General features: G+C 61.9%; 20 protein-coding genes. 9 read left to right on the top strand and 11 right to left on the bottom strand.

The features are described from left to right. Position 1: 1 nt before the first annotated feature. The 4 genes from HW556_RS05590 to HW556_RS05605 form a co-directional block, all read right to left on the bottom strand. The gene (locus HW556_RS05590) at positions 2–505 is read right to left on the bottom strand and encodes a hypothetical protein (RefSeq protein ID WP_176898791.1); all 504 of its coding nucleotides are present in this window, start codon (positions 503–505) and stop codon (positions 2–4) included. A 105-nt stretch (positions 506–610) separates the two neighbouring features. Further along, positions 611–1,636 (bottom strand): VWA domain-containing protein, encoded by a 1,026-nt coding sequence (locus HW556_RS05595; protein ID WP_176898793.1) that lies wholly within the window; start codon positions 1,634–1,636, stop codon positions 611–613. A gap of 152 nt (positions 1,637–1,788) precedes the next feature. Beyond that, positions 1,789–2,727 carry a hypothetical protein gene (locus HW556_RS05600; protein WP_176898795.1) on the bottom strand — a complete coding sequence of 313 codons (939 nt, stop codon included), beginning with the start codon at positions 2,725–2,727 and terminating at the stop codon, positions 1,789–1,791. Positions 2,728–2,785: 58 nt separating this feature from the next. Continuing rightward, positions 2,786–3,685: a DUF58 domain-containing protein gene (locus HW556_RS05605; protein ID WP_176898797.1), complete on the bottom strand. Its 900-nt coding sequence runs from the start codon at positions 3,683–3,685 to the stop codon at positions 2,786–2,788. Positions 3,686–3,722: 37 nt separating this feature from the next. Here HW556_RS05605 and HW556_RS18625 point away from each other — a divergent pair, with 37 nt between their 5' ends. Beyond that, the gene (locus tag HW556_RS18625; protein WP_176898799.1) at positions 3,723–4,118 is read left to right on the top strand and encodes a DUF4296 domain-containing protein; all 396 of its coding nucleotides are present in this window, start codon (positions 3,723–3,725) and stop codon (positions 4,116–4,118) included. A 15-nt stretch (positions 4,119–4,133) separates the two neighbouring features. On the opposite strand, the gene HW556_RS05615 is transcribed toward HW556_RS18625, so the two are convergent. The 6 genes from HW556_RS05615 to egtB form a co-directional block, all read right to left on the bottom strand. Continuing rightward, entirely contained in the window at positions 4,134–4,466 is a 333-nt protein-coding gene (locus tag HW556_RS05615; RefSeq protein WP_176898800.1) for a tRNA-binding protein, read from the bottom strand. Between the two features lie 52 nt (positions 4,467–4,518). Next, positions 4,519–5,061 (bottom strand): DUF922 domain-containing protein, encoded by a 543-nt coding sequence (locus tag HW556_RS05620; protein WP_176898802.1) that lies wholly within the window; start codon positions 5,059–5,061, stop codon positions 4,519–4,521. 66 nt (positions 5,062–5,127) lie between these two features. After that, on the bottom strand, positions 5,128–6,498 hold the full coding sequence (locus tag HW556_RS05625) for an MATE family efflux transporter (RefSeq protein ID WP_176898804.1): 1,371 nt from the start codon (positions 6,496–6,498) through the stop codon (positions 5,128–5,130). Positions 6,499–6,665: 167 nt separating this feature from the next. After that, positions 6,666–7,763 carry a pyridoxal phosphate-dependent aminotransferase gene (locus tag HW556_RS05630; protein WP_176898806.1) on the bottom strand — a complete coding sequence of 366 codons (1,098 nt, stop codon included), beginning with the start codon at positions 7,761–7,763 and terminating at the stop codon, positions 6,666–6,668. Positions 7,764–7,835: 72 nt separating this feature from the next. Continuing rightward, positions 7,836–8,852 (bottom strand): L-histidine N(alpha)-methyltransferase, encoded by a 1,017-nt coding sequence (egtD, locus tag HW556_RS05635; protein WP_176898808.1) that lies wholly within the window; start codon positions 8,850–8,852, stop codon positions 7,836–7,838. A gap of 180 nt (positions 8,853–9,032) precedes the next feature. Next, the gene (egtB, locus tag HW556_RS05640) at positions 9,033–10,343 is read right to left on the bottom strand and encodes an ergothioneine biosynthesis protein EgtB (RefSeq protein WP_176898810.1); all 1,311 of its coding nucleotides are present in this window, start codon (positions 10,341–10,343) and stop codon (positions 9,033–9,035) included. 314 nt (positions 10,344–10,657) lie between these two features. Between egtB and HW556_RS05645 the strand changes: the two genes are divergently transcribed. The 7 genes from HW556_RS05645 (at position 10,658) to HW556_RS05675 (ending at position 18,282) form a co-directional block, all read left to right on the top strand. Next, positions 10,658–10,948 carry a KGG domain-containing protein gene (locus tag HW556_RS05645; protein ID WP_176898812.1) on the top strand — a complete coding sequence of 97 codons (291 nt, stop codon included), beginning with the start codon at positions 10,658–10,660 and terminating at the stop codon, positions 10,946–10,948. A 138-nt stretch (positions 10,949–11,086) separates the two neighbouring features. Next, entirely contained in the window at positions 11,087–12,157 is a 1,071-nt protein-coding gene (locus HW556_RS05650) for an o-succinylbenzoate synthase (protein WP_176898814.1), read from the top strand. Positions 12,158–12,230: 73 nt separating this feature from the next. Beyond that, complete coding sequence (locus HW556_RS05655; RefSeq protein ID WP_176898816.1) at positions 12,231–13,532, top strand: aspartyl protease family protein; 1,302 nt, start codon at positions 12,231–12,233, stop codon at positions 13,530–13,532. A 117-nt stretch (positions 13,533–13,649) separates the two neighbouring features. Continuing rightward, the gene (locus HW556_RS05660; RefSeq protein ID WP_218136874.1) at positions 13,650–14,810 is read left to right on the top strand and encodes a lysophospholipid acyltransferase family protein; all 1,161 of its coding nucleotides are present in this window, start codon (positions 13,650–13,652) and stop codon (positions 14,808–14,810) included. A gap of 49 nt (positions 14,811–14,859) precedes the next feature. Then, positions 14,860–15,813, top strand: a complete 954-nt coding sequence (locus HW556_RS05665; protein ID WP_176898818.1) for an alpha/beta hydrolase fold domain-containing protein — start codon at positions 14,860–14,862, stop codon at positions 15,811–15,813. Positions 15,814–15,984: 171 nt separating this feature from the next. After that, complete coding sequence (locus HW556_RS05670; protein ID WP_176898820.1) at positions 15,985–16,494, top strand: phasin family protein; 510 nt, start codon at positions 15,985–15,987, stop codon at positions 16,492–16,494. A 93-nt stretch (positions 16,495–16,587) separates the two neighbouring features. Next, positions 16,588–18,282: an ABC1 kinase family protein gene (locus tag HW556_RS05675; protein ID WP_176898822.1), complete on the top strand. Its 1,695-nt coding sequence runs from the start codon at positions 16,588–16,590 to the stop codon at positions 18,280–18,282. A gap of 8 nt (positions 18,283–18,290) precedes the next feature. Here HW556_RS05675 and HW556_RS05680 read toward each other — a convergent pair whose 3' ends face one another. Then, positions 18,291–19,463: a hypothetical protein gene (locus HW556_RS05680; RefSeq protein WP_176898824.1), complete on the bottom strand. Its 1,173-nt coding sequence runs from the start codon at positions 19,461–19,463 to the stop codon at positions 18,291–18,293. 184 nt (positions 19,464–19,647) lie between these two features. Between HW556_RS05680 and HW556_RS05685 the strand changes: the two genes are divergently transcribed. After that, a complete protein-coding gene (locus HW556_RS05685) occupies positions 19,648–19,854 on the top strand; it encodes a hypothetical protein (protein ID WP_176898826.1) in 207 nt (68 codons plus the stop codon). Positions 19,855–19,971: the final 117 nt, after the last annotated feature.

The raw sequence follows: 19,971 nt of genomic DNA on the forward strand, positions 1-19,971 counted from the left end.
GCTAGACTTCAAGTTTTTTGAGGTCTAGCTTTTTTATGAAAGACTGAATGGTTTCGGAGTTGAGCAGTATCCAGACATCATCTCCTGTGGGGTCTTCGGGGATAAAATCGAACTCCAAATGACAATTAGCTATTGCTAATTCTAAGCCTTCAAAGTTGAGTAGCAACAGGTGCGGCCGGGTGTCGGGAAATCCAAAAACATCAAAACCGGTGAGTTGTCTGCCCACCAGCTGCTGCCAGTAGGCTGTCTCGGGGGCAAACTTTTCGCTGGCCAAGCAAAACGAGGTAGCTGAAGCACATAACGTGTAGTGAAACCACCCCTTAACCCCGTTCCACCCGATAAAGACGGTTTGTCCATTCTCGAATTGCAATTCTACCTGCTGGGCAATGATATCTATCCCTTGCTCATTCGTTGTCAAAGCCTCTATCCCGAAAACATCATGGTAGAAGTATGCAGCTAACCTTTGGCGCACGACGCTGGCCACGGGCCGGAGCAGGTGCTCCAAGAGAAGTGGATAACTCATCTGGATTAGAGTAAAAAAAGCACCTCAGTCTAACTACTCGAATTAGGCGCGTAATTAATAGCAGCGAAATCAGCGACAATCTGTGATTTAGTCCTCCAGCGCGTTGGTCAGAAACGTGTTCTTGAGGCCCAGCCAGAGCAGCCAGAATCCTAGGCACCAGTAGAGGTAGGTGCGGTAGTAGTCCTGGGTGTTGCGGTAGCGGGTTTGTTTGATTTCGGACTTCTCGTAACTATTGATCTGGTCGAACACCTGGCGCAGGCCGGCGTTGTCGGTGGCGCGGAAGAAGCGGCCGTCGCCGGCCTGGGCAATCTGGCGCATGGTGGTTTCGTCGAGACGCGTTTCCACGAAACGGGGCCGGCCGTTCTCGTCGGTGCCGTAGGGCACCACGCCATCCTGCCCCAGCCCGATGGTGTAGAGTTTAAGGCCATAGGCATGGGCCAGTTGGGCGGCCGTCAGCGGGTCGAGCGAGCCGGCTGTGTTTTCGCCGTCCGAGAGCAGGATGCACACTTTGGTGCGCGAGGGCGAATCGCGGAGGCGGTTGGTGGCCACGCCCAGCGCCGTACCGATGGCCGTGCCGTCGTTGGCAATCAGGCCCAGGCGCAGGCCCTGCAGGTTTTCGCGCAGCAGCTCGTAGTCGGTGGTGAGGGGAGCCAGCGAGTAGGCGTTGCCGGCGAAGGCCACCAGCCCCACCCGGTCGCCGCGGCGGCGGTCCAGGAAACCGAGGGCCACGCGCTTAGCAGCCTCCAGGCGGTTGGGGCGCAAATCCTGCAGCTCCATCGAGGCCGACACGTCGAGCACCAGCACAATATCAATGCCCTGGCCGGTTTGCGCCACCCGCTCGTCGGTGCGCTGGGGCCGCGCCAGCGCCACAATCCCGAAGCCCAGGCTTAGGGCCAGCACCACATCGGGCACGAAACGCAGGGCCGCGCTCCAGTCGCGCCGCAGCTCGCCGGCCACGAAGGCCACATCCAGGTGCGCCCGCCGCCGCCGGGCCAGCGCCCAGCGCAGCACGAACAGCAGTGGCACCAGCGGCAGTAGCAGCAGCAGGCGCGGCTGCTCCCAGCTGTAGCCGGCCAGCGTGGCGTAGCGCAGGCTGTCGAGCAGTTCTTGCATTTATGGTGGAAGGAGAGCGTGAAATAATGACTTAGCGAGCAAAGAACGTCATTCAGCGCGCAGCGAAGAATCTCGCGTGCAGTCGTTGAAGTATACTAATCCAGCGTCAGCACGCGAGATTCTTCGCTGCGCGCTGAATGACGTGCCCTTGATCATTCGCCTTCTTGCGTCATCACCTGCCCGTACTGGCGTTCGGCAAACTGGCGGAGCAGGTCGAACATGACGTCGGTTTCGGTGTCTTCCTCGAAAAACTGATTGCCGTAGATAACCCGGTCGGCCAGGGCCAGGGCCTGCCGCACATCGGGGTCGTGGTGGTAGCGGGCCACGATTTCGCGGGTCGTGAGGCTGGTGATGTTGAAGTTGGTGAGCGTGGAGAGGTAGTTTTTCCAGAGCGTAATGGCCCGCTCCATGTTGTTGAGCGAGCGGGAAAGCGTGAATCGCTCGACGTGGCGGGCATATTGGGCCAGAAAGTACGCATGGTTCTTCCGCAAGCGGTAGCGGCGGTAGCGCAGGCGCAGGCGCTGCCGGAAGCCCAGCACCAGCCCGCCGGCCAGCAGCAGCAGCCCGGCCAGTCCGGCCAGCCAATAGGGGTAATTGAAGCGCTGGGCTACGGGCAGTAGCTGCAGATTCTGGCGTAGCGCCGGCGCCTCGGCGGCGGCAACAACCGGAGCCGTAGGCCGCAGCCGCACCTGTGCTGCCGGCGTGGGCACCACCAGCGTATCGCGACCGCGCAGCACGGTTACGGGCACGCTCAGCGTCTGCACCGAATCGAGGCTGAAGGTGCGCAGGCGGTATACGGCTTGGTCGAGGCTGCGGCCCTGGCGGGTGCGAGTGGGCCGGTAGCGGCGGCCCACATACTCGAAGGGCGCGAAGCTGGCGGCCGAGTCGGGGAAGATGATTTCCAGCGCCGGCGCGTGGTCCGAGGTCAGCTCGTATTCAATAATTTCGCCCACCCGCACGCTCGCCTTCCGGAACCGGCCCTGCGCCACTGCCTGCTGCTGCTGCGCCGATGCGCCGGCTACCGTAGCTGCGACGGGTACCTGAGCCGGCACCTGCGCGACGCCCGCGCCGGCCAGCAGGAGCAGGACCACCGTTGCCGACAACCGCCGGCCAATGCGTTGCGGCCAATACCAGTTCAAGCCCGCGCCCTCACCCACGACCTCCGCGCTGGTTGCGCCGCCGGAACAGGTTCACCAGCTGGGGAACGAAGTCGTCGGCGGTGCTGATGGACAGGAATTCGGTGCGGTGGCGGCGGCAGATCTGGCCAATCTGGGCCCGGTTCTGCTCGTAGGTGGCCCGGTAACGCTCCCGAAAGGCCGCCGACGAGGTATTCGTCCACACGGTACGGCCCGATTCCTGGTCATGGAGCGGGATGATGCCCAAAGGCGGGAATTCCTGCTCGCGCTGGTCGAGTAGTTGCAGCACCACCAAATCGTGCTTGCGGGCTAGCATCGTCAGCTCCCGCTCGTAGTCGGCGTCGATAAAATCGGAAATCAGCAGCACAATACTGCGCCGCTTCAGCAGCCCCAGCGCCTGCTTTATGCCGGCCGCCACCGCCGTTTGCCGGTGCTGGGGCTCCAGCTCGTACAGCCGCTTGATGAGCGAGTAGGCGTGGTGGGTGCCTTTGCCCGAAGGCTGGTACAGCTCTTTCTGGTCGGAGAAGGCCAGCAGGCCCAGCTGGGCATCCTGGCGGGCGGCGGCCAGTGCCAGCACCCCGCAAATGTCGCGGCCCATATCGAGCTTGCGGCGGCCGGCCGCGCCTACCTGCTGCGAGGCACTCACATCGAGCAGCAGCAGCACCTGTTGCTCACGCTCTTCCTTATAGGTTTTTACAAACGTGCCGTGGCCTTTGCTGCTCACGGCCCAGTCGATGGCTCGCACTTCGTCGCCGTACTGATACAGGCGCACCTCATCCACTTCCAGGCCCGTACCTTTAAACACGGAGTGAAAATTGCCCTGCAACTGGGCATCCACGGCCTTTAGGATGCGGATTTCCATCTGCCGCAGGCGGCGCACAAGCTGCTGGAAAGGCGAATCGGCGGGTTTCATTCGGCCTAAACTACGGTATTGACCTAACTTTGCCTTCGTGAAACGAATTTCCCATTGCCTATCCGCTGCCCGCCGGGCCCTGCCGCTGGCCGGGCTGCCGGCTTTGCTTACGGCTTTACTGCTGACTGCCAGCGCCTGCCAGAAAGCAGAAGAGGTGCCCGCGACCGCCCAATTACTGCCGCCCGACAAAATGGTGAGCGTGCTGATTGAACTGCACACGCTGGAAGCGCGCACCGAGGCGGCTCTGCTGCCGCCCGATTCCAGCCGGGCCCTGTTCCGGCAGGAGCAGAAGAAAGTGTACTGGCGCCACGAGGTATCGGACTCCACCTTCACCCAAAGCTTCCGCTATTACGCCGTCCGGGGCAAGGAGCTGAACACTATCTACCAATCCGTTATCGACAGCCTTGCTACCCGCGAGAAGATGGCAAAATAGGGTGGAAAACTTTGTTTAACGAAGGCGGCTGCCGTTGGGAAGAGGGGCCGCCAGGGTGGCCAGCACAATGTGGCCGGCCGCATCGGGGGCACCAGTAACCAGCACCTCGGAGCGTAGCGGCCCGATTTGTTTGGGTGGGAAGTTCACCACGCACAGCACCTGCAGGCCCGGCAAGTCAGCCACTTGGTAATGATGTGTAATCTGGGCGCTGGACTTACGCAGGCCGATTTCGGGCCCCAAGTCAATCAGAAGCCGATAGGCGGGCTGGCGCGCCTCCGGAAATTCGTGCGCCTCCACAATAGTACCCACGCGCATATCCACGCGCTCAAATTCCTCCCAGGTTAGCATATTTTCAGGTTAGAGAGATTGAGGGCCGGGAAGTCAAAAAGTGCAAACTACCTTATTCGGCAAAGGGCGCCAACTGCTCGAGGCGCAGGCGCGTTTTCTGCTCCCACTCGGCTTGTTTGGGGGTGTTGAGGCCGTGGTTGCTCTCCTGGTCGTAGCGGGCTTCGTCGCGCTGCCAGGCCAGAAAGGCCACTTTCGTGATGTTGTTGAAAGCCGGCTGCAAGTGCAGGCAGTCGAACTTGATGAGACTCAGCTTCTGGCGCAGCAGCCGGGTATGTACCTCGGTCAGGTCGAAATGCAGCTGCTCGTGGCGCAGCAGCGCGGGCGAGGCTTGGGCCGCGTTGCGCACCCACGACTCGGAGGGCGCAAACGTGGCCTGCACCTTGCCCGAAAACTTGAAATCGATGCAGCCAATTGTGGCGTCGATGGAGGACGAGGTGAGGGCCGCCAGCCGGTCGGTGTTGGGGCGGGCCCGGAAGTCTTCCCAGCTAAGCGGCCGGGCGGCACTCCAGGTAATTTTAGGGGCCGGCGGCGTAACCTGGGCCGGCGCGGCGGGCATCAGCAGGCTAAGCAGCCAGAAGGGAGCAGTAAAGAGCATGAGGGGGGAGCTATTGGCTTGGCTTAATAGCGGTCAACTGACTGCTTTAGTTCATTCGGTGAGCTACTAACGCACGGCCAGCACGGGCTCGGCAAGCGAAGCCGCTACCAATGGCCGCCGATAGAAGCGCAGTAGCAGCATGCCGGCTACCAAAGTCAGCCCCGTAAGCAAACCCAGCCACACGCCCACTGCGCCCATATTTAGTTTGAAAGCCAGTACGTAGCCCAGCGGTAGGGCTACCACCCAGTAAGCCAGCAGGGCTACCACCGACGGCACCTTCACGTCTTCGAGGCCCCGGAGCGCGCCCAGGCCAACCACCTGCAGTCCGTCGGAAATCTGGAAGGCGGCGGCAATCAGCAGCAGCGTAGCAGCCTGAGCCACCACGGCGGGGTCGTCGTTGTAGTAGAACGGCAGGTAGTTGCGCACCAGCACCAGAATAAGGCCCATCAGGCCCATAAAGGTAAGCGTGAGCAGGTAGGCCATCTGGCCTGCCTGCCGGGCCCGCATCCCATCGTGCGCCCCAAAAAACTTGCCTACCCGAATGGTAGCCGCCGCCCCGATGCCGCTGGCAGCCATATAGGTAACCGAGGCCACGTTGATGGCAATCTGGTGGGCAGCCAGCTGGGTAGCGCCGAGCCAGCCAATCATGATGGCCGAAAAGCTGAATGCGCCCATCTCAAACGTCATCTGCACGCCAATGGGCGCGCCCAGGCCGAGCAGGCGGCGCAGGCCGGCCGTATCGGGCCGCAGGTTGGCCTGCGCTGCGAGCCGGTAGGGTTGCAGCCGCTTGGCCCGCAGTACATACCAGGCCATTAGCCCGGCCATCAGCACGCGGGCTATCAGCGTGGCCCAGGCAGCGCCCATCATCCCCATATTGGGCATGCCCAGCTCCCCGAACACCAGCCCGTAGCAAAGCACCGCATTCACCACATTGGCCTGTATTGAGAGCGACATAGCCTGCTTGGTGAGGCCCAGGCCCTCGGCAAACTGCTTGAAGCCCTGGAAAATCATCAGCGGGAAAAACGACAGGAACAGTACCTGCACCCAGGGTGAGGCCAGCAGCACCACCGCCTCGGGCTGCCCCAGATGGGGCAGCAGGGCCGGTACCAGCAAGCCCAGCGCCGCCAGCACCAGACCAGCCACCACGCTCAGCCACACGCCGTTCACGAGCAAGCGGCCATTGGCGGCCACATCCTGGCGACCATCGGCGGCGGCTACCAGCGGCGTAATGCCCATCGTCAGGCCCAGGCCCAACACCATTACCACAGTGCTTACACTCACGGCCAACGACACGGCCGCCAGCGGAATCTTGCCCGTCTGGCCCACTACCATGCTGTCTACCACATTCACCATAACGTGGCCCAGCTGGCTAAGCACCACCGGGTAGGCCAGGCTAAGTGTGGGATTTAGGTGAGAGCGGAACGTGGAGGGAATCATAGCCGGGCTGCAAAAGGATGCGCAAAGGTACGGCTTTGGTGAGGGTGGAATAGCGAAAAGGTGAGTTGCTGTAACGGGGTGCCGACGCGCTGGAATTGCAACGGTGCAACAGCGCCCGAGCCCTAACCCATCCGCCTTATCCTTTCACCAGCTCATCATCCGGCCTGTTACCGCAACACCGCTGCCATTCGGTCGCAGGCCGTTGCTAAATCGGCATCGGGCACGGCGTAGGAGAGGCGCGCAAAGCCGGGCGCGTGGCAGCCGGCACCGTCCACCACATCGACGCCGGCCGTGCGCAGGCGCGCCACCAGCTCGGCCGAGGCTGCAACCGGCGACTGGCTGGGGCGCAGGTAGGCCCGCAGGTCGGGGAAGGCATAGTAGGTGGCGGCCGGTAGCGGCGGCTGTCGGGCGGCTGGCAGGGCCGCCAGAAAATCGTGCAGGTAGGCGCGGGTGGGGCGTAGCTGCTCCAGCAGGCGGCCCGATACCTCGGCGGCGGCTTCGGTTACGGCCAGCGCCGCGGCTTGCTGAGGCGCTGGCACGGCCGCTCCGGTGGCGTGCTGCCAGGCCGCGCAGGCGGCCGCCACTGGGGCCGGGGCCACCAAATAGCCCAATCCCCAGCCGATAAGGCCCAGCGACTTACTGAACCCGCTTACCACTAAGTGCCGGCCACGTGGATCCGGGAAATCGAGCAGCGAAACCGGCGGCTCGGACTCGAAATGAATGAGGTCGTAAATCTCGTCGCTGAGCAGGTAGAGGTCGGGGAAGTCGGCGGTTACCTGCAGCCAGCCGGCTAGCTCGGCCCAGCTGTAGCGGCGGCCGGTGGGGTTGCCGGGGTTGGTAAACAGCAGCACCCGCGTACGGCCGGCCGATAGCGCCGCACGTAGCTGCTCGGCTGGCAGGTCGTAATTGTTGTCGGGGCTGAGTGGTAGGGTGCGGAGCGTGCCGCCGGCGCGGGCCACCAACTCATCGAACCCAAACCAACTAGGTGTAAGCAGCAGCACTTCGTCATCGGGGCGAAGCACGGTTTTCAGCAGCGCAAACAGAGCCGCTTTGGCCCCGGGCGTGATGACCACATTGGCCGGTCCCAGCGGAGCGGCGTCAGTGGAGCGCGGGCGGCCGGCCAGCGCCGCCCGCAGCGCCTCGGAGCCGGCGGCGGGCAGCACCGGCAGCGGTGAAGTCTGGAAAGCGCGGGCAGCCGCAGCGGCAGCCTCGGGAGGTATGGCGAAGTTGCCGTAGCCCGAAGCCAGGGAAACAGGAGCAGTCATGAGAAAGCAGGCAGGTGAGGGCCGGAGCGGAGAAGTTGCAGCGCGAAAGCCCGGGAGTTTTCGCGCTGCAAGCTAAGCGTCTTTCCGCAGCAACACGTCGGCGAAGTAGTCCTGCTCGTCGGTGAAGAACTCGGCAACCTGCAGGCCTGCTTCCTGCGCAATATCTTCGATGGCGGGCCGGGTAAATTTGAAAGAATTTTCGGTGTGAATCATCTCCCAGGCCCGGAAATCAACCGACCAGCCGGGCTCGGCAAACTGCACGGTTTGGGCGCGGGTGCTGGCCAGAAACGAACGCACGGCCCCCGTAAGCGGGTTGTAATCGGTGTAGTGCTGCCAGTGGGCGAGGTCGAAATCGGCCCCCAGCTCCCGGTTGATCCGGTGCAGCAGATTGTAGTTGAAGGCAGCCGTTACGCCCTGGCTGTCGTCGTAGGCCGCGCGAATCACGCGCGGGTCTTTCTGCAGATCGAAGCCGATGAGCAGCCGGTCGTCGGGGGTGAGCGGGCCGGCGAGGCGCTGCAGAAACTGCTGGCGGTCTTCGGGGCTGAAGTTGCCGATGTTGGAGCCCAGAAACAGCACTGCCTTGCGGCCCGGCCGGCCCGCCATCAGTCCCAGCGCATCGGCATAATCGGCTACCACAGGCTCCACGCGCAAGTCGGGCAGTTCGGCCTGCAGGCTGCGCGCCAGCCCCTCCAGCGCCGCCGCCGAAATATCAACCGGTACATAAGTAAAATCGGCCCCCGATTCCAGCAACTCGCGCAGCAGAATCTTGGTTTTTAGCCCGTCGCCGGCCCCCAGTTCCAGCAGAAAAAACGGCTCGGCCGGATTTTGGGGCCGCAACGCCCGCGCAATGGCTGCCCGGTGGCGGCTGAACAGTGCAAACTCGGTGCGGGTAGGGTAGTACTCCGGCAGGGCCATAATCTGCTGGAAAAGCCGGCTGCCTTCATCGTCGTAGAAATACATCGACGAAAGTGCCTTGAAAGGTCGGTTGAGGCCTTCCCGCACATGGTCGCGCAGCAGCAGATTGGGGTCGGCAATGGTATTAGAAGAAGAAGCCACTTCGGTGGCCGAAACAGTGTTATCGTGGGGCATAGAGAAGGATGTATGAACTAATAACTAACCGCTACCAGAACGTCATTCAGAGCGCAGCGAATAATCTCGCGAACAATCATACGGTTTACTTTTACAACGTCAGCAAGCGAGATTATTCGCTGCGCTCTGAATGACGTTTCTTCCGCTAACAGCTAACAGCTAACAGCTAACAGCTAACAGCTAACGGGCCAGGCGGATGCCGGTGAATTGCCAGCGTTTGTCGGCGTGGAAGAAGTTGCGGTAGGTGAGGCGGATGTGGCTTTCGGGGGTGGCGCAGGAGCCGCCGCGCAGCACCAGCTGGTTTACCATAAACTTGCCGTTGTACTCGCCCAGCGCGCCGGCCGCCTTCTGGTAGCCGGGGTAGGGGTGGTAAGCCGAATAGGTCCATTCCCAAGCGTCGCCGAGCAGCTGGTGGCACTGGTCGGGAGCGGCATCGGGCGACAGGGGCTGCGGGTCGAATAAGCTACTTTCCAGGAAGGTGCCGGCCTCCGGATTGGGGCCGAACTGGCGGGCTGCAATTTCCCACTCCTGCTCGGTAGGCAGGCGGCAGCCCCGCCATTGGGCGTAGGCATCGGCCTCGTAAAAGCTTACGTGCGTAACCGGCGCGGCCATATTTACGGGCTGCAGGCCGTGGTAGGTAAAGCGCAGCCACTGCCCGTCGCGCTCCAGCCAGTACAGCGGGGCCTGCCAGCCCTGCTGCTGCACCAAATCCCAACCGTCGCCCAGCCAGTAGCGGAAATTCTGGTAGCCGCCGGCCGCCATAAATTCCAGGTACTCGGCATTAGTCACCAGTCGGTTCTGTAGCTCGAAATCGGCCACGTAGGTATCGTGCGGGGCTTGCTCATTGTCAAAGCAGAATCCGTCTCCCTCGAAGCCAATCCGGTGCATGCCGCCCGCTACCAGCAGCCAGGCGGCTTTCGGAGCGGAAGAAGCCGATGCAGGTGCCGGTTTATCAGCTATATAAGCCGGGGCTAACGGACTGCTACTGAGGATATATTTAATGTCGGTGGCCAGCAGCTCCTGGTGCTGCTGCTCGTGCTGGAGGCCCAGCTCGAGCAATTCCCAGAAGGCTGGCGGCAAGGTGTCAGCTTGTTCGGTGAGTAGCTGCTGCATGGCCGCATCCACGGCCTGACGGTAGGCATACACATCGGCCAGGGGTGGGCGCGAGAGGGTGCCACGGTCGGCCCGGTTCACGCGCGAACCCAACGAGTTGTAGTAGGAGTTGAACAGGAAGGCGTAATCGGGGTGGAAAACCTGGTAACCGGGCAAGTAATCGCGCAGCAGAAACGTTTCCCAGAACCAGGTAGTGTGCGCCAAGTGCCACTTAGGCGGGCTCACATCAAGCATGGGTTGCACCACTGTGTCTTCGGGCAGCAAAGGCTGGCACAAGGCCACTGACTGCGCCCGTACGGCCGCAAACCGATTGGCGGAGGCAAGGGGTTGGGCCGGCTGCAGAGTTGGGGCTAAGGTGGGAGCGAGAGAAACGGACATAAGGAGGGACAGATAGGGGGCAGAAGTTACTGCTAAACGCTAAACCAGCCGAGTAGTTTACAAGGAGCTAAAGCCGGTGGCAGTCATACGGGTTTACCCCGATTTTGATGAAATGCATGCGTAGTTATACGGATTAGCTCATCCGTAGAAAGCGGTATTTTGCTGTTTTGTCTTGGTAAATACCCCTAATTCAAGGATAAAAGATCCTTGTTGACCGTAGAAGCTAAACAATATCGTCGGCGTGTTTTCCCCTCAGCCACCTTATAGAAATTCCGCTTCGCTTGTCATCTACCCATCTTTTGTTCCCGGAACATATGAACGCCGACCTCACTGCTCGCCCCGCCGCTATTACTACATCTGCTAAAGTTGCCGGCGCCAAAATAACCTCGGGTAAAGCCGCTGCCGACAAAGCCGTAACCAAGCGCCCCCGTGGCTTTGCCGCCATGGACCCCGCCACCCAGCGTCGTATTGCCAGCGAAGGTGGCCGCGCCTCGCATCAGAGCGGGCGGGGCCATCGTTTCACATCAGAGGAGGCTCGCGCCGCCGGCCGCAAAGGTGGCCAGGCTACTCGTAGCACCGCTGCCAAGAGCAAAACCGACCAATAGCCGGCCGCAAGTCCGGACATCAACGCCAACGCCGCCTTCTATCCGGGTCATCCGGACGGGAGGCGGCGTTGGCGTTGGTGGCCGGGTTGTATATTGCCTGAATCCCGCCGCTGCGGGCTGCTTTTTGCTTATCCTGCTATGCTTCAGCTTCGCTCCGTTAGCCGCGCCCTGCGCTTCAACTTTCCGGCCCGCACCTCCCGCGGCGCCCTCACCGAGCACTTGGTTCATTACCTGATGCTCTCCGATACGGCCGCGCCCGAGCAAGCCGGCTGGGGTGAGGCTGCCCCGCTGGCCGGCCTCAGCCCCGACCACGGCCCTGCTTTCGTGGCCACGCTCGAAGGCTTTGTGCGCGAGTTCAACCGCCGCCAGTTGCGCGAACTGCTGCCCCAGGAAGCGGCCGAGCTGGTTGGTCCCGAGTGGCCGGCCCTGCGCTTTGCCCTCGAAACGGCGGCCCTCGACTACCAGCACGGCGCCCGCCGCCAGCTCTACAACAATGCCTTCAGCCGCGGCGAGGCCGGCCTGCCCATCAACGGGTTGGTGTGGATGGGCGACGCCGACTTCATGCGCGAGCAGATTGAGGCCAAGCTGGCGGCGGGCTACGACTGCCTGAAACTCAAAATCGGCGGCCTCGATTTCGCCACCGAGCTGCGCATTCTGGCCGACATCCGGGCGCAGGCCGGCCCCGACCGCCTCACGCTGCGCGTAGACGCCAATGGAGCCTTTACGCCGGCCGAAGCCCTGGGTAAGCTCGAACAGCTGGCCCGCTTCGACCTCCACTCCATCGAGCAGCCTATTGCCGCCGGGCAGTGGTCGGCAATGGCCGAAGTATGCCGCCACTCGCCGGTGCCGGTAGCCCTCGATGAGGAGCTGATTGGCCTGACCGCCCCGGCCCGGCAGCCAGAGCTGCTGGAGCAGGTGCGGCCGGCCTACCTTGTGCTCAAGCCCACGCTGCTGGGTGGGCTGGCCGCCAGCCAGCACTGGGCCACGCTGGCCGACAGCCACGGCATCGGCTGGTGGCTTACTTCGGCTCTGGAGTCGAACGTGGGCCTGAACGCCATCAGTCAGCTGGCTGGCACGGTGGCCCTGCCCGGGTTCCCGCAAGGGCTGGGTACGGGCCAGCTCTACCACAACAATTTGGCGGCTCCGCTCAGCATAGCGGGAGGCCAGCTGCACTACCATCCGGCCGGCGTGTGGGAGGCCCCCGGGTAGCGTTTTGCGGGTTCCGGGCGATTATGCTTCATGTGTAATTTTAAGTACCTTACCCGGGAAGTTTATTCCTTGTATGCCGCTACGAATCGGGGCTTTACTGCGTGCGTACCACCAGCGCCGGCCGTGGCGGCTTAGTTGGCTGCTGTTGTTGCTGGGGCTGATGGGCCCCGTTGTGCCGGGCCGTGGGCAGATAAGCGAGCCAGTGTTTCGGCTGTTGCGGCCGTGGGCCCGCCAAGCCAAAGTGCCCTTTGTCCTTCAGCGCAACCTGATTGTGATAGAAGCACGGCTTAATGGGCAGGGGCCGTATAATTTTCTACTCGATACGGGCCTGGCCAGCTCCCTCATCACCGACCCCGCCGTGGGCCGTGAGCTGAACTTAGCTACCACCGACCGATTCCTGGTGTCGGGGGCCGGCGAGGAAAGTGCGCTGGAGGCCTTCCGGGTGCCGGCTGTGGCTGTGCAGTTCGCCGGCCAGGTAGGAGCCACTCGCGCTTCGTTTCTGATGCTTTCTGAAGACGTGCTGAATATTTCGGGCTATGTGGGGGTGCCCGTGCATGGCCTGTTAGGCGCCGATGTATTCCGGAACCTGGTAGTGCAGGTTGATACCGAGCAGCAAACGCTGGTGTTCCGCGACCCGGCCCGCTACCGGGCGCCCCGCGGCCGCCGCTGGGCTCGCCTGCCGCTCGAGTTCGATGGCTCTAAAGCTTTTCTGAACCTGCCCGTGCAGGTTTCCGACTCGCTGCAACTGCCCCTACGGCTGGTACTTGATACCGGTGCCGGCCACGCCCTATCGATCGAAACCACTTCCGACCCACGCCTGCGCGTGCCCCCGGCCCGATTGCGCACCCAGCTTGGGCGCGGCCTCAACGGCAATATAAACGGGTTTCTGGGCCGGGTGCCGGCTCTGCAGCTGGGTCGCTACCGCATCAGTAACCTGCTCACGTCCTACCCCGATTCGGCCGATGTGGCGGGGCGGGCCGAAACGTTTCGCAACGGTAATCTGGGCTTCGAGCTACTCAAACGTTTTACAACCATCATCGACTACCCACACAACCGGCTGCTGCTGAAGCCGAACAGCCTGTTCCGCGACCCATTCGAATACGACATGTGCGGCTTCGACTTGCTCGCATTCGGGCCCGACTACCAGCGCTACCGTCTGCTGCGGATAGAGCCGGGCGGCCCCGCCGAACAGGCCGGGCTAAAAGTGAACGACGAAATTATATCCATCAACTTTATTCCGGCCGAGTTCTTTTCGCTCACCGACATTAGCCGAATGCTGCACTCGGTCGATGGCCGCCTGCTGCTGTTTGTGGTGCGCCGCGCCGACACCGGCGAGCTGCAAAGTGCCCGCGTGCGCCTGACCCGCCGGATTTAGGCTCTGCCGTCAGCTCGCCGGAACCGAACGGACTTTTTTGCGAAATACCGGACCGGCGCGCAACTCGGAGGCGGCTAAAAGCAGTACATTGAAAGCCCGACCGTCTTCCCGCCCTTTATGACGAACCCCGCCGCCGCAACTCCTGCTGGGCTGCCGCCGGCCATTGTGGCCAATCAGCACATCTACTCCGATTATTTCGACGAGCAGTTCGTCGAAACGCTCGACCAAAATATCATGCAGCTGCTCGACCGGGTGTGGTTTCGCTCCGAGTTGGTGGGCTTCGATGACTACCCTCAGCGCAACCGGCCCGATCGGCCCCTGCTGTTTGCCTCCAATCACTCGGGCATGGCCTTCCCCTGGGATGCCATGGTGGCCCTGGCGCACCTGTGGCGCTACCTGCCCGACCTGCGCGACCTGCCCCGGCCGCTGTCGGCGCCTATGCTCTCGCAATCGATTTTGATGAATCCGTTTCTGGTGAAAGACTTCTGGAAGCGGGCTGGCTGCGTGGATGCCACCACGCTCAATTTCGAGACGATGATGTACTACAACGACCACAACCTGATGCTGTACCCCGAAGGCGTGCCGGGCATCGGCAAGGGGTTCAACAACAAGTACCGCCTCCAGCGGCTGGCTACCAGCATCGTACGCCTGGGCATCGAGCACCGCACCGACATCATCCCGTTCTACACCATCAACGGCGAGTACCTCAACCCGCATACCTACAGCTGGGAATGGGTAAACCGGCTGAGCAAGAAAATCGGGATTCCGTTTATTCCGGTGGGGCCGGTGCTGCTGCTGGTGCTGCTGCAGCCCTGGTTTTTCTACATGGCGTTTCCGGCCAAGCTCACCTTTGTGCTCGGCACCCGCGTGAAGCCCTACGAACTAACCGACAAGGACCCCGCCGACCTAACCCGCGACGACTACCGGGATATTTCGGAGCAGCTGCGCGCGCGCATGCAAACCGAACTGGACGCCGCCGTGGCCAAGTACGGGCAGCAGCCCTACCGCTGGTCCGAGCTGTGGCAGCGCATCAAAACCAACTGGCGTTACTTTCCGTTTTTTCTGCCGTGGGCCTGGCCCGCGCTGTACCAGGAGTTCGAGCGCCAGTACATTCGGGCCGGCCGCCGCCACTTCGACCTCGACCTGCGCACGCCCGGGGCTTACTGGCGCATGCTCTGGCGCAACCCGTTTACGCTGGCCTTCTTTGTTCCATTATTGGGCTGGATTCCCATTGCCATCCGGGGGTATAGAAACCACCGGATAAATCGGGCGTCATAACAGCGGAATTTTTAGTTCTACCCAGCCTCCATCTCAGATTCTTCTCCACATGTCCTCGCCTCAACACGCGGTATTGCAACAGTTTCTGGTGGCTGCTACGGGCCCGCTGGCTGAGCGGCGGCCCCGGCTGCCGGCCATGCGCCTGTTTGCCGAGCTGCTGGCTTTCGGGCAGTTTATGCCCTGGAACGTGTTTCTGGAAGATGTTGATGTAGAAGGCATTCCGGGCGAGTGGGTGCGGCCGGCAGAGGCGGCTGAGGGGCGGGTGCTGCTGTACCTGCATGGTGGCGGCTACGTGCTGGGCTCGCTCAATACCCACCGTTCGTTGGTAGGCCGGCTGGCCCAGAAATGCGGTGTGGCGGCACTGGCCATCAACTACCGCAAAGCCCCCGAGTACCCATTTCCGGCTGCCCTCGAAGATGCCCTGACCGCCTACTTCTGGCTGCTGAACCAGGGCTACGCGCCCGCCGACATTGTGGTGGCCGGCGACTCGGCCGGGGGCGGGCTGGCGCTGGCCCTGCTGTTGGCCCTGCGCGATGCCGACGAACCGCTGCCCGCCGCCGCCGTAGGCCTCTCGCCCTGGACCGATTTGCAACTGCCCGCCGGTACGCTACGCAGCGTGTGCCACGATGAAAGCCTGCTGCTGGAGGCGCTCGAAATTCGGAACTGGGGCCCGCTTTATGCCGCTGAAACCCCGCTAAGTCACCCCCTTATTTCGCCGGCCCGCGCCGAGCTGCACGGGCTGCCGCCGCTGTTGCTGCAGGTTTCCGACGCCGAGGTGCTGGGCGACGATGTGCGCCGCTTTGCCGAGCGGGCCCGTGCGGCCGGAACGCCCGTAACACTGCAGATTTTTGATGGGCTGGTACACTGGTGGCACTTGTTCTGGCGCTTCGTGCCCGAAGCCGATATAGCCCTCGACCGGGTAGCCGACTTTACGCGGCAAATATGGGTGCTGCCAGCCGCCGCCCCGGCTGGCAGCGCCGCTGCAATTCGGCAAGCAGCCTGAAAATGAGACGCATCAGCAGAAATAATGCAGATTGCAGCTTAACTATATAGCAGGTATTTCGTAGGTTTGTAGAAACTAGTAGGCTTGCATACTAGTTTTGGCCCGCTGGCTTCGCAAACGCTGTTCTTCGCTGGTTTTCTTCACTTTCCACTCATTCAAACCCAACTCCTCATGGAAGATTTGTTCAAGAAGTTCGTAAATGCCGGTGTGGGCTTCGTTTCGCTGACCAACGACCGGGTGCAGAAGACCATTGATTCGTTGGTGAAGGAGAGCAAGCTCTCGGAGAAGGAAGGCGCCAAAATTATGGACGACCTTAAGAAAAACACCGATGCCAAGCGTAAGGAGTTGGAAAAGCAGGCCCAGAGCCTGGCTTCCAAAATGCTGAAAACTGTTGGTGTTGCGCCGAATTCGGAGTTGGAAGAGCTGAAGCGTAGCACCAAGTCTGGCAGTAAGTCGGCGGCTGGCAGCAGCGCCGCTTCGGGCAGTAAGAAAGCCGCGCCATCGAAAGCCGGTAGCGCCGCCAAAGGTGCCGCCGCCAGTGCCACCAGCAAAGCGGCCAGCACCGTGAAGAAGGCCGCTGACAAAACCAGCGCCGCTGCCGGCAAAACCCAGAAATCGGCCGCCGGCTCGGCCGGAGCTGCTAAGAAAGCTGAGAACAAGGCTGACGACAGCAAGTCGTAAGCTTTTAAGCGTAGTTGAAGTGAAGTAGAAAACCCCGTCCGTGTTTCGCGGGCGGGGTTTTCTACTTCACTTTCGCCGTATCTTGCCCTTCCTATGTTCAAGAACACCATCTCCAATCTTTCGCGCATCCGGCAGGTAGCCGAAGTGCTGATTCGCTACGGTTTCGAGGACGTGGTAACGAGCACGGCCCTGCGGCGGCTGGTGCCCCAGAGTCGGCGGCGCTCGTGGCTGGAAGGCGAGCAGGCGGTGTTCGAGACAACCCGCTGGGAGCGAATCCGGATGATTATCGAGGAGTTGGGGCCCACTTTCATCAAGCTGGCCCAGGCCCTGAGCAACCGCGCCGACCTGCTGCCTCAGCCGCTGATTGACGAGTTTGAGAAGCTGCAGAGCAACGTGCCGCCGTTTCCGGTGGCGCAGGCCCGCCAGATAATTGAGCGTGAGCTGGGCCGGCCGCTGGAGGAGGTGTTTGCCGATTTTGAGGAGGTGCCGCTGGGCTCGGCCAGCATCGGGCAGGTACACGGCGCCCGGCTGCTGACGGGCGAGAAAGTGGTGGTAAAAGTGCAGCGCCCCGACGTGCAGGACAAGGTGCGAACCGACCTAAGCCTGCTGCACGAGCTGGTGCGCCTAACGGCCGGCTTCCTCAAAAAACAGGGCCTGAGTAACCCCCAGGACATTGTGGACGCCTTCGAGCGGAGTATGACCAAGGAGTTGGACTACACCTCCGAGGCCCGCAGCATGGAGCAGTTCCGCAAGCTCTACGAAGACTACGACACGTTCTATATTCCGAAGCCCTACCGCGAGCTGAGCACCAGCTGCATGCTGGTGATTGAGTTTGTGAGCGGCTGCAAAATTACCGATAAACCCCAGCTGCTGGAATGGGGGCTGAGCCCCGAAAAGGTGGCCGAAGTGGGCATGGACGTGTACCTGACCCAGATTTTCGAGTTCGGCGCCTTCCACGCCGACCCCCACCCCGGCAACGTACTGGTGCGCCCCGATGGTACGCTGGTGCTCATCGATTTTGGCATGGTGGGCCGCCTGACCAAGCAGCAGAAGTACGCTTTTGCGGGCGTGTTCATCGGCATGGCCCGGCAGGATGCGCGCAGCATGGCCCTCAACTTCCGCCGCCTGGCCCTCACCTCTGAAATACCCGATATGCGGGCTTTTGAAGCAGATTTGAGCCAGCTGATTGAGGATTTCGCCTCGCTCGACGTGAAGGAGATGAGCATGTCGGATCTGGCCGATTCGCTGCAGGACGTGATTTACCGCTACAAGCTGCAGGTGCCGGGCGCTGTGTTCCTGATTCTGCGGGCGCTGGTTATTCTGGAGGGCATCGGTAAGGTGCTGCACCCGCGCTTCAACACCTTCGAGTTCGTGCGGCCCTACGGTGCCAAAATCATTGCCGAGCAGTACTCACGCGAAAACATCCAGAACGAGGCCCTCTACACCGGTACCCAGCTGCTGGCCCTGCTCCAGACGCTGCCCACCGACGTGCGCCAAATCGTGCGCAAAATCTCGCGTGGCGACCTGCGGCTGCGCGTCGAACTCAGTGGCTACCAGCTGCTCATGGCCAAAGCCGACGAGCTGGTGGGCCGTGGCATTCTGGCAGCCATTACGGTGGCCATCATCCTGTTTGCGGGCCTGAGCCTATTGGGTAACTACTCGCCGGCCATGCCCTACTACCGCGGGATTCCTGTCATTACCTGGTGGGCGCTGGCCGCCGGCGCGCTGCTGCTGCTGATTTTATTGCTGCTGGGCACCCGTCGGCCGCGCCGCCGCAAGCCGCAGTAGGCCAGGCTTTACTCACGAAACAGCGTGTAGGCCGCCCGTATGCCCACCGTCTGGATGCCAGACTGCAGGATATCCTCGAAAAAAATATCGGACGGAAAATACCGCTGATAGAAGGCACTCAGCCGCACCTCCTGCCGGGGAGGCAGCGGTAGTGCCATACCCACTGAAACCGCCAAGTGCGGCGTCACATTACCGCTTTCGCTATACTGCTCCCTGAGGACAGTGGGCCCACCTCCCCGCGGCCGCCGGTAGATTTGGGTGTTATTGTGCACCCGGTAATTGAACCCCAACTCCAGGCCCATTAGCAGGCCGGGGCGGCCCGGTTTGCCCAACCGCTGGCTGATGCGGGCCAGACCGGTGAGGAAATGAAACTGCCCGCGCTCCTGCTCCTCCGTTGGCGGCGCCGAACCAGAAGTATCTTCGGTCCGAAAATCGGACCGATAAGCCAAGTGAGTATAGCCCAGGCCAAGGTCGGTTTGCAGGCCGCTGGCCCGCATCAGGTTCCAGGCCAGTGCCACCCTCTGGCTCGTGCCCTGGCTCAACTTTTCGAACGACGCGTTGCCGATGCGCACGAGGCTAAAGTCGGCCTCCAGGCCCAGACCGTGGCGGTAGGTGCTGCGCAAAATACCTGCCGCCGGCTGCCATCCGGGCGCCACGCAGCGGTTGTAGCGGCTGAGTAGCTGCCCGACGTAGCGCTCCTCGAAGAGTAGGCGCAGCACCTGCTCCTCACTCAGGTTCAGGTCGGGGCAGCCGGCGAGGTAGCTGTTGAAGAGCAGGTGCCAGTTGTAGGCGTTCAGTTCGTAGAGCGTGTCGGCGGCGGGGGATGGGGGCTGCAGCAACAGGCCGGTTTCGTTGGCGAAGGCATAGAGGGCAGCCGGCCCCAGCAGCCGGGGCAACACGAAATAGCGGGCCGTGCCGCCTTCGGCCAGCCGCACTACGGCGCTGGCAACCAGGGCTTGGCCACGCAGGCCGTATCCCTGAATCTGAGTTGGGTCGAACTGCTGGAGCTGTCCATCGGGGCCGAGCAGGTGCACTTGCCGCTGCTGGGGCAATTCGGCCAGCGTGCCGTGCAGTGTGTCGCCGCCTAGCGTGAGCACGTAGCCCGGCAGGCCTTGGGCGCGGGCGCCCGATGCGGCCAGCAGCATAAGAAGCAGCGCGGTGGTAAGGTAGCGGTAGCGCATTGGCAAAGGAGAATAACGAGGATAATTCGGAGGCATAGCAAACCGGCTGTGCAAGGGTAAAGATAGCCTGCCGGCAAACCAATCGGCCGAAAAAACAACCCTGTTGCCCCTGCCTTGCGTATTAAGAAGCAAGCTGCCCTACCGGGGTAGCATTTACTTATTCTTTCCTTATTTCCCCTACTCCATGTCCGATTCCAAAAAGACCACTGATCAGAACGACGACAAAGTATATTCGACCAAAACCGGCAGCACCGCTACCGACCTGACCGGAGCTACCAAAGTGATGACTACCGCCGCTGACGGTGAAACCGACGCCAGCGCCCCCATCAGCGACCAGGTAGACGAGAAAACTATCCGCCAAGACGCCAAGGACGACCAGAATAAGAAGTAAGTCCGGCCCCATAGCTCACTAAAGCAAAGCCCCCGCACGGAACCGTACGGGGGCTTTGCTTTGATAGTGATTGTACCACTCAACTCTGATTCGCAACGAGCCGAGCGAGCTTTCATT

The sequence above is a fragment of the Hymenobacter terrestris genome, from assembly GCF_013377905.1.
In the GTDB taxonomy this organism is placed as follows: domain Bacteria; phylum Bacteroidota; class Bacteroidia; order Cytophagales; family Hymenobacteraceae; genus Hymenobacter; species Hymenobacter terrestris.

Bases quoted from the DNA above. Each gene is read 5' to 3' on its own strand.
- HW556_RS05670 (WP_176898820.1), top strand. From the start codon at position 15,985: ATGGAAGATTTGTTCAAGAAGTTCGTAAATGCCGGTGTGGGCTTCGTT.
- HW556_RS05595 (WP_176898793.1), bottom strand. From the start codon at position 1,636: ATGCAAGAACTGCTCGACAGCCTGCGCTACGCCACGCTGGCCGGCTAC.
- HW556_RS05680 (WP_176898824.1), bottom strand. From the start codon at position 19,463: ATGCGCTACCGCTACCTTACCACCGCGCTGCTTCTTATGCTGCTGGCC.
- HW556_RS05605 (WP_176898797.1), bottom strand. From the start codon at position 3,685: ATGAAACCCGCCGATTCGCCTTTCCAGCAGCTTGTGCGCCGCCTGCGG.
- HW556_RS05655 (WP_176898816.1), top strand. From the start codon at position 12,231: ATGCCGCTACGAATCGGGGCTTTACTGCGTGCGTACCACCAGCGCCGG.
- HW556_RS05675 (WP_176898822.1), top strand. From the start codon at position 16,588: ATGTTCAAGAACACCATCTCCAATCTTTCGCGCATCCGGCAGGTAGCC.
- egtB (WP_176898810.1), bottom strand. From the start codon at position 10,343: ATGTCCGTTTCTCTCGCTCCCACCTTAGCCCCAACTCTGCAGCCGGCC.
- HW556_RS05665 (WP_176898818.1), top strand. From the start codon at position 14,860: ATGTCCTCGCCTCAACACGCGGTATTGCAACAGTTTCTGGTGGCTGCT.
- HW556_RS05650 (WP_176898814.1), top strand. From the start codon at position 11,087: ATGCTTCAGCTTCGCTCCGTTAGCCGCGCCCTGCGCTTCAACTTTCCG.
- HW556_RS05625 (WP_176898804.1), bottom strand. From the start codon at position 6,498: ATGATTCCCTCCACGTTCCGCTCTCACCTAAATCCCACACTTAGCCTG.
- HW556_RS05645 (WP_176898812.1), top strand. From the start codon at position 10,658: ATGAACGCCGACCTCACTGCTCGCCCCGCCGCTATTACTACATCTGCT.
- HW556_RS05660 (WP_218136874.1), top strand. From the start codon at position 13,650: ATGACGAACCCCGCCGCCGCAACTCCTGCTGGGCTGCCGCCGGCCATT.
- egtD (WP_176898808.1), bottom strand. From the start codon at position 8,852: ATGCCCCACGATAACACTGTTTCGGCCACCGAAGTGGCTTCTTCTTCT.
- HW556_RS05630 (WP_176898806.1), bottom strand. From the start codon at position 7,763: ATGACTGCTCCTGTTTCCCTGGCTTCGGGCTACGGCAACTTCGCCATA.
- HW556_RS05685 (WP_176898826.1), top strand. From the start codon at position 19,648: ATGTCCGATTCCAAAAAGACCACTGATCAGAACGACGACAAAGTATAT.
- HW556_RS05615 (WP_176898800.1), bottom strand. From the start codon at position 4,466: ATGCTAACCTGGGAGGAATTTGAGCGCGTGGATATGCGCGTGGGTACT.
- HW556_RS05620 (WP_176898802.1), bottom strand. From the start codon at position 5,061: ATGCTCTTTACTGCTCCCTTCTGGCTGCTTAGCCTGCTGATGCCCGCC.